The following is a 17361-nucleotide window of genomic DNA, read 5'->3' as shown; positions in this document are numbered from 1 at the left end:
CTTAATTCTTTAATTTAAAATTATCGTATGCTTTTAAAAACGCCTGAGTAAACAAATTACCTTGTTTCTCATATCCTTTTTTAGAATAATGAACCCAATCTGGACCAATTAATCCTTGAATTTTTAATTGTTTGATACCGCTCATTCCACCAAATTCATCATATAAATCCCAAACGGCAAAACCGTCTTTTTGAGCAATATCGATAATTTTTCGTGTGTAATCATCAATATAGGTATTTGGTTTTCTTCTCAATAATGAAGGTGGCGGTGTCATAACAATAATTGGCGCATCTATTTTCTGCGCTTTAATATTGGCTATAAACTCACGCAATTCTTGGATGTAATTTGCCGCATCTAAATGATCGTAGCTTTCATTTGTACCTAACGAAAAAACTAGCAAATCTGGATGCAATGCCTTTAATTGTTCAAAGAACAAAGGATATTTGTTATAGTCTGAATATTTAGCTCCGTTTACACCTATTCCGCTATAAAGAATTCCTGGAGCATCTTTTTCTAAAACAATTCCGTTTAACTCAAAGTCTGAAGCTTCTTTATTCGGAATCAGAAAAATTCGGCTTAAAGCATTTTCTGAATTGTAATAATGAGTATACGAATCTGATTCTAGTGTTAACGGCACAAATTCCGACATTGAAACTGTTTTTGATCTTGTCTCGTTTGTTGCAATTTTAAGAGTTCTTCCAGCGCGAATATTATTCCCTTTTAAATGATTGTCTCTTTTAATTTCTTCAATCGAAACATTGTATTTATCTGCAATGCTTCCCAAAACTTCGCCTTTTTTAATTTTATGCGTAATGACCTTTCGCTCTGTTGTCTGAATCGAATTGATTTTAGATGAAACAGCCAAATCAAACATATTCTGATTTTGAGGCGTTATAATTTTTATGGTATTGAATTTATATGCCGGATCTTTCACATTCATTTCCATCACAAATCCGCCAGTGTTTCTCCAAAGTCCGATACCACTTAAACCAACAGGACAACTTTTAAATGGATGAATATTTCTATAACTCTCCCAAGTTCTGTTCGATTTGAAACGTTCATTATAAGATCCGTTTGTTTTTGCTAACTGATATGGAAAAACCAACCCTCGTCCAGCATTTCCAAATTTCTGTTGCAAATTTTTTCTGATTTCATTAGTCATCAAATCGCCTTGAATATGAGAATCTCCAATATGAACAATATTGATTTTTTGATTTTTAAGATTTTCATTTTCTTCTAATTTTTTGAAGAAATCCTGTAAAACTTTCGCATTATAAATCTGACCATCAGAAGGAGCTTCAATCGCTGCGGTATCCACTTTTTGAATCATACTTTTAGGTATTGGATGTACATCTTTTTTGGGAGGTTTTTCATTTGTTGCAAAAAAAAGACAACAAAAAAAGACCATTAGTTTATTTATCATAAGCTGTCTTTTGTTATTGAAACGGAATCGGATTTGGCTCTTTTTACTGGTTTTGGCTTAGTCCCTTCAGCATCTCTTTTTTGTCTGAGAACTTTGTATTCTTCGTATCCTTTATTTAATTGTCCGTACAGCAAATTACCAATTGCTTTTGCTCCACGCTGGTTAAAGTGCGTGTAATCTTTATTGGCTTTTGCTGGTGTTTCATCAACCCATTTTATCATCGAACCGTCACCCCCCATTAGGGTATATAAATTTACAAATCCTGCTTGAGTTTCAAGTGCATAATGTTTTTGTGCTTTCATTAAAGGAACTACGGCAGAATCGGTTTTCATTTCCATATCATATTTAGTCGATTTATCTGCTGTAGAAACAATTAGAATTGATACTCCTGGAAAAGATTCTTTAATTTTATTTACGGTTTTGGTCATTCCTTTTTCATACCAAGAATAATTTTTGGTTCCGTAATTCAAAACGTTTGTTCCGTAATGAAGAATAATCAAATCGTATTTCAGATTATTATTAAAAGCTCTCATTACGTCGGCATTGAACATTGAAATCGGAAGGCCTGAATTTCCTCTTTGAGAAAAATTATCTACGTGAACTCCTGCTCCATTATCAAAATTAAATCCGTAAATCGGAATAGAATCTGCTTGAACGAAATTGGCTTTAAATGCTTTCAAATTTCCTGAAGAAACTCTCAATGTATTGACTAAATTATTTGGAGAAAGACTTTTCTTGATAGTATCTTTTCCAATAATAAAATTCACTTTTCCTGTTTTAGAAGCGCGACCGTAAAATAAAGTTGCATTGTCTAAAGAAGTAGAATATTTGTTAAGACCTGCCTCGTACTGAACCCAAGTTGGATTTGATTTATCATTCGCAAAAAACACATGACCGTTTACACCAAACGGACTTGTCGGTCTTTTTACATTTAAGTACGATTGTGTTTTCCAGTTTTTAGAATAAGTAGATTTTACAGAACCTCTCGAAGCAGCTGATTCTGAAGTAATAGAAACAAAACCAACTCCATTTCCTCCAAAACGTTCTTGGTAATTATTACGAACGTCTTGAACGATTAAATCTCCATCGGTCATTGAATCTCCATAATAAGCAATTCTAACTTTGTTCTGCGGATTTTTTTCTAGCTGATATAATTTCTCATAAAAAGAAATCAAGTATTGATAACCTTTATAATCTTCAAAAGTTTCAGCAGGAAATTCGATTCCTTCTGTCTGATCAAAAACAATTTTCTGATTATTTAATTCTCTTTCACTTTCGGCAATACTATCATCATCCAAAGCAAGAGAATCTTTAGCAACAGACTCTAAAAGCAGACTGTCTATTAATATGTTTTTAGAATCTAATTTACTGTCTGAAAATATTTTGTCCGGAAGGATTTGTTTGAACCCAATAAAAGCAACAAGCGCTAACGCAACAATTGCAAAAGACTGAAAGAAATAAGATTTTGTATTCACTTAAAATATTATAAAAGTATAAAGGTCTGCATTCAAAAATTAAACCAATTAAATAATTGTTAACTTATTGCAGAAAAAATTTGTGCAAAGATAGAATAACATTTTGTTTCTAATTCAATTTAGTAAGAAAGTAGAACAAAAAAAAGAGGTTAGATAAATCTAACCTCTAAATCAAAAAAAAATAAAAAAAACAAAGCTAATGATTAACTAAATTTTAATGCCTTGCGCATTATATATTAGAATGAATAATCTTTATATTTTTTAGATTTTCATTTTAAAATTATTTTAGCATTGCATATTGGAAAGTTGGGAATCCTCTTTCTCCAGTTGCGCTTGCACCACCTGTAAATTTCAATTTATAAATGTTTCCTGCTGGATCTTTAATTACAAAGAAACGATCTGTTCTTAACACAAAAGCAGAAACTGGAATTCCATCTGCACCTGTAGCACTTGTACCTCTCCAGTTAGATCCAATATTTCTTTGGTCATCTGTAAATTTAGTATTGTCAACATTTGCTAACGTAAATGCATCATAAGTAAATGCGCTTGTAAGTACTTGATATGTTTTCGCACCACCTTTTAAGTTGTTTAAAACAAAATCTGGGTAATAGTAAGGAATTGGCGTAGCACCTGGAATAATGTTTGTAAAAGTTGTAAAACTAATATCCCATTGTGCTTTTTGAGGCTCAACACTTACTACCTTTTTATCTAATAAACTTAAGAAAGTAAAGTTGTAAGCAGCATTTTTAGTAACAATAATCTCATCGTGAGTTGTAGCTGCAATATCTGCATATTGAACTTTGTAATCGTTTCCGCTTCTTAAAATTCTAACTTTTTTCCAACCTCTAGAAGTTCCACCTGCTGAACCTTCAGAACCATTTGCTGGTTTAGTTGTAGATGGATTACTTCCCATGTTTATCAAGTATACTTTATTATCAGAATCTGTAGCAGAAACTGCTGCAATTGTTGTTTTAGAGATATCTCCAGCTGGATCATCAATTTGTGATGCATTTCCTTGACCTTGGTTGATGATCATCGTTGCATCTTCTACTTGAACTTCGTCAATATTTGTGCTAGTAGTTTGTTTAGCAGACATTTTTACAGAACTGTTTAAAGCTACTCTAAAATCTGTTCCAGAATAGAAACCAAGATCCCAAGAAGTTCTTAAAACGTTTGTTAATTTCCCACTGCTTAAATCAACAAAAACTTGATTTGGCTGAGTTGAACCACCAACTTCTGCTGCTAAAGCATTTCCTAAAGAAGCCGTTTCATTGAAGTTTACCTGAATTGATTTGTTTTCAGAAATTGTAGAATTGATAGTTACACTGCTAATAGTGAAAACCACATTTTTAACTTCACCTTCGATAGCTTCTTTTAATTTCTTGAAAGTAAAACTTACAGAAGAAACATTTTTATCAAAAGGTACTACAACAGTATTTGCTGCTACTGCTGGTGTAGTGCTGAAATCTGTTCCATTTGCTACCGCAGTTTCAGTAACTGTTAAAGTTAACGATCCTGCAGATGCAGTTGGAGATGCAAATTTAATTTCAATCGGCGTTGATTCTGCCGATAAATTTAACGACGTAGAAGCAAAAGCTACTGCATTTGCTTGAGCTACTTCATCATCGCTACTACAAGCTCCAATAGCAAGTAATACAAACGATAGTATTAAAATAAAGTTCTTTTTCATGTTCTTGAGTTATTGATTTATTAATTAAAATTTAGATTATACGTAAGTTTAAGAAAGTATGAGCGTCCGTATCCTAACATGATATCAGAACTCGTAGGACCGTGTGCCCCTCCTGTTGAATCGCCTCCACCACCATTTTGGATAGATTGTAAATTTGTAACATTAAAAATATTTCTGGCTCCAACTGTAACTTCAAATTGATTTTTAAAGAATCCTTTTCTAATTGAAGCATCCATCATGCTATAAGGTTCAAGTGTATTTAAGAAAAATGCTGTCTTTCCGTCTGTACCAGTTCCAGCAGCATACTGTTGCGTCTTTCCATTATACTTATAATAAAGAGCCAATAAAGTGTTCCATTTAGAAATATTATAAGAGACACTCGAGTTTAATCTTAAAGAATATAAAAACTTATCATCAGATACTACGTTTAAGGCTGCTAAATCAAGCTTTCTAGAAATACCAACTACCGCAGCACCAAACATAACATTCCAGTTTTTATAATTGTATTGTTCGATAGTCGAAATGTTCCACATTTTGTACTTATTAATATTTACATATTTATAAGCTAAAGTTGGCTGACTCTGAATTAGAACCATATCAATTCTATCATCAACATCTAAAAATGTTACCGCTAGATTATTAGAAATTTGTGCACCTGAATCAAAATAACAAGCTCTTTTAAAACTAACTTCGTAAGAAGTACTATTTTCAGGAACTAAATCAGGATTACCCTGTACATTGTGATTAGAATCTACAAAATAGGTATAAAGTTCATCAAAATTCGGAGTTCTGTAAGACTTTCCTAATGAAGCTCTCGCTTCTAATCCTTTAGTAAAAAGATATCTCAGACCTAATGAACTGGCATATTGATTGTCGAAAGCGGATTGAAATGAAAAACGTAGTCCAGGTCGAAGGGAAAATTTCTCATTTACACCAATTTCTGCAACCGAATAAATATCATAATTTTCAAGTCTTTTTCGTATGTCTTTAAATTGCTGATTTTCATCTTTAAAGGTTCCTGCAGTAGCGTCAAAATAACCATTTTCATTGGTGATTTCGTAACCTAACTGAAAATCAACTTTTTTACTATTGAAAAGATTACTAATCGCTCCCGTTGAATACCAAACTTCTTTTGACTGATAGGTTTCTCTGTTATTATCAAATTCGTTATGAGTTTCTATTTGATAATTAAATTTTTCTAGATCTCGCGCCTGTTTTTGGTATGAAGCTGAAATATTATAATTCAATTTTGAGAATAATTTCCCACTTGCATTTAGGTGATTATAGTAACGATTTGTTATATATCGCTTATCATTTGTAAAATACGTTTCTGGAAAAGGATAGTTATCCTGTGGAATTAAAATCGGACTATAGAAGTGAACATCTTCACCATAATAATCAAATTTGTAGAAGATTCTAAAAGCATCTTTTTGGTATCCAAGAGTCGCATTTCCTACCAATTGTTCTTTCGGAAGCTGTCTGTATCCTCTTAAACCATCATTTTGGTCGTAATCTTTTCCTTTTCTATTATCATAAAAACCATCCATATCATTACGATTTCCTCCAATATTAACAAACCAGTGCTCATTAAAATTATGCCCAATTTTTGCAGATTGAATATGGCGTCCCTTATTAGAAAGAGAATACTCACTTCCAACTGTTTCTTCTTGAAGAGTTGCAGAAATCTGCCATTTATATCCGCCACCTTTTTTTGTGATAATATTTAAAATACCCGTTACAGCATTTGCCCCGTGAGTAACCCCCATAGATCCTTCGATGATTTCGATTCGCTCGACGTCATCCAGATTTACCTGTGTTAAATCGACGTTTGTTCCCATTCCAGTATCACTTACTAAAGGAATATTATCTATTAAGATTTTAAAATATTGAGAATCCAGTCCAAACATTGAAACCGTCGAACGGCCATCTTCGCCACTAGATGTCACACTTATATTCAAATACTGATTTAAAACATCAGCAAGATTATTTGCTGCAAGCTGTTTTATATTCTCTTTTGAAATTACTCGAACATTAAAAACTGATTTTTTAATTGATTGAGGCTCTAATTGTCCTGTCACAACAACTTCAGACAGTTTCTCCTGTGCTTTTATAGTATCTCTCTGCTGAGCAAAAGAATAAGCACTTATTAATAGCGCAGCAAAAAGGGTAATTTTAATTTTCATTATTTTTATTGAGTCTTAATAATCGATGCAAATATATAACTATTTTTAACTATTCTAAATTAAATTTATATATTTGCAAAAAATTTAAAAACAAAACAATAAGTTATGATTTCGAAAAGTCTTTTAATGTCAGCCGCTGTGGCTTTAACATGCAGTCTTGGTTTTAGTCAGGACAAGAAACAACAAGATATTAAGTCTATTAAATCAATGTGTGGTTGTTATGAAGTGAAGTTCAATTTTACTGAAACATTCTCATATCCAAAAGATTCACTTACATACAAACCTTCTGAAACAAAACACGAATCTGCTTTAGAATGGGTACAATTAATAGAAGACACTCCTAACAAAATTGTAATGCAGCACTTATTAATTGTAAGTCCTGAAATGATTATCAAACACTGGAGACAAGATTGGTTATACGAAAACACAGACTTATATTCTTTTGACAAAGGAACTTCTTGGAAATACAAAAAATTAGACAAAAAAGCCGTTAAAGGTCAGTGGACTCAGAAAGTATATCAAGTAGATGATAGTCCTCGTTATGAAGGTTCTTCAACTTGGGTTCATGTTGACGGAAAAGATTATTGGGCAAACGTTGCAGATGCGCCACTTCCTAGAAGAGAGCAAACAAAACGTAACGATTATAATGTTTTAAAAAGAAGAAACATTCACGAAATCACTGCTACAGGATGGAATCATGAGCAAGATAACGACAAATTGGTTCGTGACGATGCTGGAAAAGATGTTTTGTTAGCTCAAGAAAAAGGATTTGACGTTTACACTAAAGTAGATGATTCTAAATGTGTTGCTGGACAAAAATGGTGGGCAGAAAACAATGCTCTTTGGAAAAACGTTCGTGATAAATGGCAAACTCTTTTTGACAGACACAAAGACTTAAACTTAGAGGCTAAAGTAGACAGAAAAGCACTTTACTCTTTATTATTTGATTTAAAACCAGATACTGCAAAAGCAGAAACAGATAAAATCATTGACAAATTTGTTAAGTAATTAGAATTAATTGTTATTAGAAAAGCCGGAAGTTTTGAGACTTCCGGCTTTTTTATTGTTGAAATTCACTAATCCAAACTATTTAAAAAAGTTAGAAGTATTTTACTCTATAAATTATTCAAATAATTAGCATAAAAGTATACCTCTCTCTACACACAAAATACCTTTATAAGCCATAAAAACAATAAAAAAAGCCAATAGTTTTCGAACTATTGGCTTTTTCATTTCTTATATGCTTATTCTTACATTCTCTCTGGAACTTCAATTCCTAATAATTGAAATGCTGACTTGATAACTTCAGCAACTTTTTGAGAAAGTTGAACTCTAAAAATCTTTTTCGTTAAGTCAACTTCTCCTAAAATGTGAACAGATTGGTAGAATGAATTATATTCTTTTACCAAATCGTAAGTATAATTGGCAATTAAAGCTGGACTGTGATTTTGTGCTGCGTTCTGAATTACCTCTGGAAAAAGTTCAATTTGTTTTACCAATTCTTTTTCTTTTTCATGAATTTCTTCAATTTCAATTTTAGTAGAAAAATCAAAATCCGATTTACGAATTATAGATTGAATTCTGGCATAAGTATATTGAATAAATGGTCCTGTATTTCCAGCAAAATCTACAGATTCTTCTGGATTAAATAGGATACGTTTTTTTGGATCTACTTTTAAAATGTAATATTTCAAAGCTCCAAGACCAATTGTTTTGTACAATTTCGCTTTTTCTTCGTCAGAATAACTATCAAGTTTACCTAAATCTTCTGAAATCTGTTTTGCTGTATCTGTCATATCTTGCATCAAATCGTCTGCATCGACAACAGTTCCTTCACGGCTTTTCATTTTTCCAGATGGTAAATCAACCATTCCGTATGATAAATGATATAGACTTGAAGCCCAGTCAAAACCTAATTTTTTCAAGATTAAGAACAACACTTTAAAGTGATAATCTTGTTCATTTCCAACAGTATAAACCATTCCTCCAACGTCTGGCATATCTTTTACACGCTGAATTGCAGTTCCGATATCTTGCGTCATATAAACGGCAGTTCCATCAGAACGTAAAACAATTTTACGATCTAAACCTTCATCAGTCAAATCAATCCAAACAGAACCGTCTGGATCTTTCTCGAAAACACCTTTATCTAAACCTACTTGAACAACATCTTTTCCTAATAAATAGGTGTTGCTTTCGTAGTAATATTTATCAAAATTAACTCCAAGATTGGTGTAAGTCGTTGCGAAACCTTCATAAACCCATTCGTTCATTTTTTTCCAAAGCTCAATCACTTTTTCATCGCCAGCTTCCCATTTCTTAAGCATATCTTGTGCTTCAATAATAATTGGCGCTTGTTTTTTTGCTTCTTCTTCTGTTTTACCAGTTTCGATTAAACCGTTAATTTCATTTTTATAAGCTTTATCAAACTCAACATAGTATTTTCCAACTAATTTATCGCCTTTTAAACCAGAAGTTTCAGGAGTTTCTCCGTTTCCGAATTTCTCCCAAGCCAACATCGATTTACAGATATGAATTCCTCTATCGTTGATAATTTGAGTTTTATATACTTTTTTACCAGAAGCCTTTAAAATTTCTGCGACAGAATATCCTAACAAGTTGTTACGAACGTGTCCTAAGTGCAAAGGTTTATTTGTATTTGGTGAAGAATATTCTACCATTACTGCTTTTTCAGCAGGGTTTGGCTGAACAAAACCAAATTGTTTACCGTCTTTTATTCCGTTAAAGAAATTCACATAATAACTATCTGAAATTACAATATTCAAAAAGCCTGAAACTACATTAAAGCGCGCAACTTCAGAAACATTTTCAACTAGATAATCTCCAATTTTATTTCCTAATTCTGCCGGATTACTTTTAATTACTTTCAACAATGGAAATATGACCATTGTAATATCGCCTTCAAACTCTTTTCTGGTAGTTTGAAACTCAATTTTATCAACAGTAACATCAAATAATGCTTGTATTGCTTTTTGTATAGAAGGTGTAAGAATTTGTGGTAATGACATGTAAACTTATTTTAAAGTGAGCAAAGATACTGCTTATTCATCAATTAGAGAAAATCAAAAACATATTAAATTCAGGAAAAGGATTAGAATTTCATAAAAAATCAGTTTTTTGAATTGTTAAAATTATCAAAAAATCAAAAGCTTAATCTCTTACAAAACAAGGGATACAAAAATTTTAAAACTTTTTTTTACAATTTATTGTAACATATTAAACACAAAAGAGTCTTAATAGAGACTTCAAATTTATTTCTGAAGTTAAAAATCAAAAAAGAAAAAAACAAAAAAGTAACTAACACAATCATCATCAATCAAATCAAAAATAATCAGTAAAAATCATGAAATTAAAAATCTTTCTGTTCGCGTTATTGGGGGTAATCGCAACAGCACAAGCCCAGAATACAGGAAATGTATCTGGGAAAATTACAGAGAAAGCAAACGGAGCGCCTATTTCTTATGCGACAGTTTCTCTTAAAGAAAATGGAAAAGTAGTATCTGGCGTAAATACAGACGATAATGGAGACTTTTCATTTAAAAACATAGCTTTAAAAAGTTATACAATCGAAATCCAATATATCGGATTTAGAAAATATGTAGGTTCTGTTCTTTTGAGCGAAAACAAAAAATCTGCAACTGTAAATGTTTCTCTTGAAGAAGAAGCAACTCAACTAAAAGGTGTAAACATTGTTGCAGAGCGTTCTACAATTGAACAAAAAATCGACAGGAAAGTTGTGACAGTTGGTAAAGATTTAACAACAGCGGGAGCTTCGGCATCGGATATTATGAACAATATTCCTTCTGTAAACGTAGATCAAGACGGAAAACTTTCGCTTCGCGGAAATGATAATGTTCGTGTATTAATCGACGGGCGTCCATCGAATATTGATCCTGCACAGTTGTTGAAACAGATTCCATCAACTTCTATTAAAAAAATTGAATTGATTACAAATCCAAGTGCCAAATATAATCCAGAAGGAATGTCTGGAATTATTAATATCATCTTGCACAAAAATGCAAATACTGGATTTAATGGAACTTACAGCGGCGGAATCACTTTTGGTGAAACAGCAAAATACAATCAGTCTTTAGATTTAAACTACAAAACAGGGAAAGTAAATTTCTTTGGTAATGCTGGAAATAATTTTGGAACCTATTTTAACGATGGCCATATCCAGAGATTAGATCAAGATGTGGTTCAAAAATTAGATATTTCTAACGATAATGACAATTATTTATATAAAGTAGGTATGGATTATTTAATCAATGATCACAATACTTTATCTTTCTATACCAATCAAAACAAATCTACTGGAACTGGTATTGTAAATACTGACATTGATTATAATAACGGTGATCCGGACATTAAAAACATTTATCAGAAATCAAGATATCAAGGACCTAACGAAACGGGAACTTATAATTTAGCATACAAACATATCTTTAAAAAAGAAGGACATACGTTAGATTTCGAAGGAAATTACAGTAGAACTATCGAAACTCAAAATGCAAATTTTGACACTCAAACTACAACTCCTGCAAATGCAATCAGTAATACTGTTTACAATGATTATATTCATGAAAGCAGAAAATTAGGAACTTTTAACGTTGATTACGTAAATCCTTTGAATGAGAAAACAACTCTTGAAGCTGGTGCTGAAGCGAGAATAACAAGGACAGATAATATTTACAACACAACAAATCCTGCATTTACGCCTTCTACTTACACTTATGATACAGATATTTATTCTGCATATGTAACTTTTGGTCAGAAATACAAAAAATTCAGTTACCAATTAGGAGCACGTTTTGAGAGTTATAATGTAAAGTCTTTTTTAGATCCTGGTCAGAAAAAATTTGATGACGATTATATTACATTATATCCATCTGCTTATTTAACGTATAATTTGAATGAAAAAAATGTTTTACAATTAAGCTACAGCCGTCGTGTCGATCGCCCAAGTTTAGAACAGACAAAACCTATTCGTGAATTTTCTACTCCATTGGTGACTTCATACGGAAATCAAGAATTAAGACCTCAGTTTACAAACTCAGTGGAAGTAAATTACACTAAAACTCTTGAAAAAGGAAGCATCACTGCAGGTGTATTTGTAAGAGCTATTAACGATCAAATCAGCAGAACTTTAAGACCAGATCCAGACGATCCTTCTGAAAAACAAATCTTAGGTTTTACAAATTTTGACCACAATACTGCGTATGGTTTTGATGTTTCGCTTAACTATAAAATCACTAAATGGTGGGATATTCAACCAGCAATTGATTTTTCAAGTATTAAACAACAGGGGGTAGTTTTCGAATATGATCCAGCGACTAATCTAAGTACACCTTTAGAACGCCATGTTACAACTTCAGCGTTCAATGCACGTATGAACTCAAACTTTAAACCAACAAAACGTTTAAGCTTTTTATTATTTGGTTTTTTCAGAGGTCCTGTTGATGAGATTCAGCAAAAAAGAAATGAGATGTATAAAATTGATATCGGTTCACGCTATACTTTGTTAGACAACAAAATGAATATCAGCGTACGTTTTAATGACGTTTTCAATACAATGAAATTCTCATTTGATGGTATTTATCCTTATCCACAAACTGGTCAGTTTACTTGGGAAAGCCAAACAGTTTATTTAGGTTTAACATACAACTTTGGCGGAGGAAAAATCAAAAACTTACAGCGTAAACAAAGAGATGACAACACTAATAAAGACGGTGGCGGAATGTTCTAATCGTCTTATTGCAAGAATTTTTTAATAATTTTAGAATAATTTTTTGTAGAAGAAAAGTCTGGAGATGCCAACTCCAGACTTTTTTTATTTTTACAAGTTTATAAAAAATTGCGGATTTCCTTAATTTCTTCAGGATTTGCAATTTCTGTATTGTTTGTTATCGCTGATGAATGATAAAAAGTGAGATCTAATTTTTCTTGTAACAGCTTTATATTTGAAGATCTCAAACCTCCACCTGGCATAATTTCAATTCGATCTCCAGCCAATTCTTGAAGTCTTTCCAGAGCCAAAATTCCTTCTTCAACATTTATACCTTGACCAGAAGTCAAAATCGTTTTAAAACCACAATCGATAACCGCTTCCAATGATTTTTCCGGATTTTTAACCACATCAAACGCACGATGAAATGTGCAAGATAATGGATGTGCTAAATGCACCAACTCTTTATTTTGCTTTTTGTTTACTTTTCCATTTTCTTTTAAGATTCCGAAAACAAAACCATCAACTCCCAATTTTTTAAATTGCTTAATATCTTGTTTCATTTCTGTAAGCTCTTCATCAGAATAAACAAAATCTCCTCCGCGAGGTCTAATAATAACATGCATTTTAATATTTACGCTTTCGCGGACTTTAACCACCAAAATAGAATTTGGTGTTGTCCCTCCCAGTTTCATGTTTTCACATAATTCAATTCTATCTGCACCATTTTCCTGTGCAATAATCGCAGACTCATAATTAAAGCAAGCTATTTCGAGTTGATTTTTTTTCATTTAATAAAATAATTTCTTCTGTTTTGTCCTTTTAAAAAGACAAAGTTGTGCATTTTAAATTCCAACACTAAAGTATAAAAAAACCTGCTTCGAAAGATGAAGCAGGTTTTAAAAAAATATAATGTAAGATGATTATTTTACCATTTAATAATAGCACTTGCCCAAGTAAATCCACTACCGAAGGCCGCTAAAACTACAGTATCTCCAGATTTGATTTTTCCTTGTTCCCAAGCTTCTGTCAAAGCAATCGGAATAGATGCTGCCGTTGTGTTTCCGTACTTTTGAATATTATTATGCACTTGATCATCTGTCAATTTGAATTTATTTTGAATGAATTGCGAAATTCTCAAATTGGCCTGATGCGGAATTAACATATCAATATCTGAAACTTGAAGACCGTTTGCTTCCAATCCTTCATTAATTACTTCTGCAAAACGTACAACTGCATTTTTAAATACAAATTGTCCATTCATATAAGGATAATAACTTTCATCATTCGGATCATTGTCTGCAATAATATCTGTTACCCAACGTGCTCCCATTCCCGGTGCCTGCAAAGCTAATTCTTCAGCATGTTCTCCTTCAGAATGCAAGTGTGTTGACAGAATTCCTTTTGTTAAATCTTCTTCACGGCTTAAAATCGCTGCTCCTGCTCCATCTCCAAAAATTACCGAAACACCGCGTCCGCGTGTTGTCATATCTAATCCTGTAGAATGAACTTCTGAACCAATTACCAAAATATTTTTATACATTCCGGTTTTTATATATTGATCTGCCACAGAAATTGCATAAACAAATCCTGAACATTGATTTCTAACATCTAAAGCTCCAACAGTTCTAAGACCTAAATCTCTTTGAACCAAAACTCCTGGACCTGGAAAATAATAATCTGGACTTAATGTAGCAAAAACTACAAAATCAATATCTTCTTTGGCGATACCAGAACGCTCGATTGCAATTTTAGCTGCTTTTACTCCCATTGAAGTTGTAGTGTCTTCTCCACGAATAATGTGTCTTCTCTCCTGAATTCCAGTTCTTTCCTGAATCCATTCGTCATTAGTATCCATTATCTTAGACAAATCATCATTAGTCACTACATTAGAAGGAACATAATATCCTAAACCAGCTATTTTTGAATGATACATATTCTATTATTATTTATTAAAAATTGGAATGCAAATTTACGCATACTTTAAAATATACGTATACAAAATACTATTTTTTTCGTAATTAGCAATTTAATATATTCTAATAATAAAGCCAGATACTATCATTTGCTTTTTGAAAAAACAGCTTTCTGTTACAAAAACTGAAAAAAATTTAAAATCAGATATAAAATGTAACAAGATGAAAGTATCTTAGTCAAACATTTTGAATCCCATTTATAAACCACTAAAATTCAAATTATGAAATTAAAGGTTACGCTATTCTTATTTTTAAACATAAGCTTTTTCTCTTATGCACAAGAGAATCTAACTTATCAAAAACCTTCTAAAAGCATTTTAGATTTAGCAGACTACCAGAGACCTCCATCTGTATTGATGGATACGAAAAAGGAAAATATGCTGCTAACTTATCGAAATACATATAAAACTCTTGATGATTTAAATCAGGATGAAGTTCGTTTAGCAGGTTTGAGAATTAATCCCGTTACTAATATTTCTAGCACCGTAACTTATGTAACCAATCTTAAACTGAGAAAAATTAGCGGTAAAGAAGAGGTTCAGGTAAAAGGTCTTCCTGAAAGTCCTAAAATTGCTAACATTCTTTGGTCACCAAACGATAAAAAAATCCTTTTTTCTCATACTGCTACTTCTGGTGTAGAACTTTGGGTTTTAGATGTCGCATCAGCGCAAGCTACAAAACTTACAGAAGCAAATGTAAATGCCAATCTTGGAAATCCGTTTAACTGGTTTTTAGACAATGAAACCATTTTAGTTAAAATGCTTCCAAAAAACAGACCGGCACTTTTAGATTCAAAAAAGGATTTACCAACGGGTCCGATTATTTCAAATACATCAGGAGAAAAATCGCAAAACAGAACGTATCCTGATATGCTGAAAAACAAAAATGACGAAGCAAATTTTGAAAACAGCATAACTTCGGAATTATATAAAGTAAAATTAAATGGTGATGCCGTTTTATTTAAAGAAGCAGCCATGTTTGCTGGAGAAAGAATTTCTCCTGATGGAAATTATATCATGCTGACTACGATTCAAAAACCATTTTCTTATGTTGTTCCGTTAAATAGATTTCCATCAAAAACCATTGTATACAATATAAGTGGTAAAGAAATTAAAACCGTAAACGAAATTCCGCTAAACGAAATCATGCCAAAAGGTTTTATGGCTGTTCGTAAAGGAAAAAGAGAAATGGCTTGGAGAAATGACAAACCAGCAACATTATCTTATGCAGTAGCTTTAGATGAAGGTGATCCAGCTAAAAAAGTAGATTTTAGAGATGAAGTTTTCCTTTGGGAAGCTCCTTTTGACAAAGATGCTACATCATTGGTAAAAACACCTCAACGTTTCAGTGATATTATTTGGGGGAATGATAATTTGGCTGTAGTATCTGATGAATGGTACGATACAAGAAATACTAAAACTTATTTGATAAATCCTTCAAATCCGAGTCAACAACCAAAATTAATTACAGATCGAAATTCGCAAGATGCTTATTCAGATCCTGGAGTTTTTGAAACAAAGAAAAATGCTTACAACAAATATGTTTTAGCTATTGAAAAAAACAATCTTTACAGAATTGGAGAAGGTTACACAAAAAACGGACAATTTCCTTTTGTTGATGAATTCAATCTAGAATCTTTAAAATCAAAACGTATTTATACTTCTCCTTATAAAGATAAAAAAGAAGATATTTATGAAATTGAAGATTTTAAGTCTGGAAAAATTTTGGTACAGATTCAATCTAAAACCGAATATCCTAATTACTATTTTAGAAATATAAAAAAACAAAACAGCTTAACCCAAATTACTGATTTTAAAAACCCTTTCGAAAGCATTAAAAATGTCGAAAAAGAAGTTATAAAATACAAACGTAAAGACGGTTTAGAACTTTCAGGAACTTTATATCTTCCTGCTGGTTATGATAAAGCTAAAAAAGAAAAATTGCCTTTATTAATCTGGGCTTATCCAGCAGAATATAAAGACAGAAATAGTGCTTCGCAATCGACTCAAAATTCTAATGAATTCACATTTCCTAGCTATGTTTCATTTATATATTGGGTAACAAAAGGATATGTGGTTTTAGATGATGCTGCTTTCCCAATTATTGGAGAAGGAACAACAGAACCAAACGACAACTTTATTTCTCAATTAGTAGACAACGCTGCTGCTGCAATTGATGCAGTTGATGCTTTAGGATACATTAACCGTAAAAAAGTAGCTGTTGGAGGTCACTCATACGGAGCATTTATGACTGCCAATTTATTAACGCACTCTAATCTTTTTGCGTGCGGAATTGCAAGAAGCGGTGCTTATAATAGAACTTTAACTCCATTCGGATTTCAGACAGAGCAAAGAAATTATTGGGAAGTTCCAGAAGTTTACAACGCAATGTCTCCTTTTATGAATGCTGACAAAATGAAAACGCCAATTTTACTGGTTCATGGTGAAGCAGATAATAATCCAGGAACTTTTACTTTGCAGACAGAAAGATACTTTCAAGCCTTAAAAGGATTAGGAGCGCCAGCAAGAATGGTTATTCTTCCAAAAGAATCTCACGGTTATGCTGCTAAAGAAAATATTCTTCACTTACTTTGGGAACAAGATCAGTTCCTAGAAAAGTATTTGAAAAATTAATTCTCATCAATTATTAAAAAGAAACCCGACAGATTTTAGAAATCAATCGGGTTTCTTTTTTTTAATATATTTTCTATTGAACAGAATCATTCCGTAGGAATGTTTCGTTGGTAGAATTAAATTTGGATTAGAGTTATTACACATTCCATAGTAACGTTTGATTGGTGAGCTAGATTGTTATTCGTTTAGAAAATCAAGTGTCCCTACAGGACACAAAATATACGATAATACTTTA

The 17361-nt window shown here is 32.1% G+C and carries 10 protein-coding genes; 3 read left to right on the top strand and 7 right to left on the bottom strand.

Annotation, left to right across the window (positions count from 1 at the left end):
* Position 1 precedes the first annotated feature (1 nt).
* The 4 genes from HNP35_RS18325 to HNP35_RS18310 form a co-directional block, all read right to left on the bottom strand.
* Positions 2-1330 (bottom strand): GDSL-type esterase/lipase family protein, encoded by a 1329-nt coding sequence (locus HNP35_RS18325; RefSeq protein ID WP_246453583.1) that lies wholly within the window; start codon positions 1328-1330, stop codon positions 2-4.
* A gap of 89 nt (positions 1331-1419) precedes the next feature.
* Positions 1420-2898, bottom strand: a complete 1479-nt coding sequence (locus HNP35_RS18320; RefSeq protein WP_184165254.1) for an SGNH/GDSL hydrolase family protein — start codon at positions 2896-2898, stop codon at positions 1420-1422.
* Positions 2899-3178: 280 nt separating this feature from the next.
* Positions 3179-4588 carry an HmuY family protein gene (locus tag HNP35_RS18315; protein ID WP_184165257.1) on the bottom strand — a complete coding sequence of 470 codons (1410 nt, stop codon included), beginning with the start codon at positions 4586-4588 and terminating at the stop codon, positions 3179-3181.
* Positions 4589-4608: 20 nt separating this feature from the next.
* Complete coding sequence (locus HNP35_RS18310; RefSeq protein ID WP_184165260.1) at positions 4609-6771, bottom strand: TonB-dependent receptor plug domain-containing protein; 2163 nt, start codon at positions 6769-6771, stop codon at positions 4609-4611.
* Positions 6772-6876: 105 nt separating this feature from the next.
* Here HNP35_RS18310 and HNP35_RS18305 point away from each other — a divergent pair, with 105 nt between their 5' ends.
* Complete coding sequence (locus HNP35_RS18305; protein WP_184165263.1) at positions 6877-7779, top strand: DUF6607 family protein; 903 nt, start codon at positions 6877-6879, stop codon at positions 7777-7779.
* 242 nt (positions 7780-8021) lie between these two features.
* Here HNP35_RS18305 and argS read toward each other — a convergent pair whose 3' ends face one another.
* The gene (argS, locus tag HNP35_RS18300) at positions 8022-9800 is read right to left on the bottom strand and encodes an arginine--tRNA ligase (RefSeq protein ID WP_184165266.1); all 1779 of its coding nucleotides are present in this window, start codon (positions 9798-9800) and stop codon (positions 8022-8024) included.
* A gap of 335 nt (positions 9801-10135) precedes the next feature.
* Here argS and HNP35_RS18295 point away from each other — a divergent pair, with 335 nt between their 5' ends.
* On the top strand, positions 10136-12538 hold the full coding sequence (locus tag HNP35_RS18295) for a TonB-dependent receptor domain-containing protein (protein WP_184165269.1): 2403 nt from the start codon (positions 10136-10138) through the stop codon (positions 12536-12538).
* A 98-nt stretch (positions 12539-12636) separates the two neighbouring features.
* Here HNP35_RS18295 and HNP35_RS18290 read toward each other — a convergent pair whose 3' ends face one another.
* Together HNP35_RS18290 and HNP35_RS18285 are read right to left on the bottom strand one after the other, a co-directional pair.
* Positions 12637-13308, bottom strand: a complete 672-nt coding sequence (locus HNP35_RS18290) for a copper homeostasis protein CutC (protein ID WP_184165272.1) — start codon at positions 13306-13308, stop codon at positions 12637-12639.
* A gap of 137 nt (positions 13309-13445) precedes the next feature.
* Positions 13446-14453, bottom strand: coding sequence for a 3-oxoacyl-ACP synthase III family protein (locus HNP35_RS18285; protein WP_184165275.1), 1008 nt, complete (start codon positions 14451-14453; stop codon positions 13446-13448).
* 261 nt (positions 14454-14714) lie between these two features.
* Here HNP35_RS18285 and HNP35_RS18280 point away from each other — a divergent pair, with 261 nt between their 5' ends.
* Positions 14715-17126: an alpha/beta hydrolase family protein gene (locus tag HNP35_RS18280; protein WP_184165279.1), complete on the top strand. Its 2412-nt coding sequence runs from the start codon at positions 14715-14717 to the stop codon at positions 17124-17126.
* The last annotated feature ends 235 nt before the right edge of the window (positions 17127-17361 follow it).

The sequence above is a fragment of the Flavobacterium notoginsengisoli genome, from assembly GCF_014207905.1.
Lineage (GTDB): Bacteria > Bacteroidota > Bacteroidia > Flavobacteriales > Flavobacteriaceae > Flavobacterium > Flavobacterium notoginsengisoli_A.
Note: the sequence above shows the minus strand (reverse complement) of the source record. Positions and strands in the feature narration are given on the sequence as shown.

Bases quoted from the DNA above. Each gene is read 5' to 3' on its own strand.
- HNP35_RS18325 (WP_246453583.1), bottom strand. From the start codon at position 1,330: ATGATTCAAAAAGTGGATACCGCAGCGATTGAAGCTCCTTCTGATGGT.
- HNP35_RS18315 (WP_184165257.1), bottom strand. From the start codon at position 4,588: ATGAAAAAGAACTTTATTTTAATACTATCGTTTGTATTACTTGCTATT.
- HNP35_RS18310 (WP_184165260.1), bottom strand. From the start codon at position 6,771: ATGAAAATTAAAATTACCCTTTTTGCTGCGCTATTAATAAGTGCTTAT.
- HNP35_RS18305 (WP_184165263.1), top strand. From the start codon at position 6,877: ATGATTTCGAAAAGTCTTTTAATGTCAGCCGCTGTGGCTTTAACATGC.
- argS (WP_184165266.1), bottom strand. From the start codon at position 9,800: ATGTCATTACCACAAATTCTTACACCTTCTATACAAAAAGCAATACAA.
- HNP35_RS18295 (WP_184165269.1), top strand. From the start codon at position 10,136: ATGAAATTAAAAATCTTTCTGTTCGCGTTATTGGGGGTAATCGCAACA.
- HNP35_RS18290 (WP_184165272.1), bottom strand. From the start codon at position 13,308: ATGAAAAAAAATCAACTCGAAATAGCTTGCTTTAATTATGAGTCTGCG.
- HNP35_RS18285 (WP_184165275.1), bottom strand. From the start codon at position 14,453: ATGTATCATTCAAAAATAGCTGGTTTAGGATATTATGTTCCTTCTAAT.
- HNP35_RS18280 (WP_184165279.1), top strand. From the start codon at position 14,715: ATGAAATTAAAGGTTACGCTATTCTTATTTTTAAACATAAGCTTTTTC.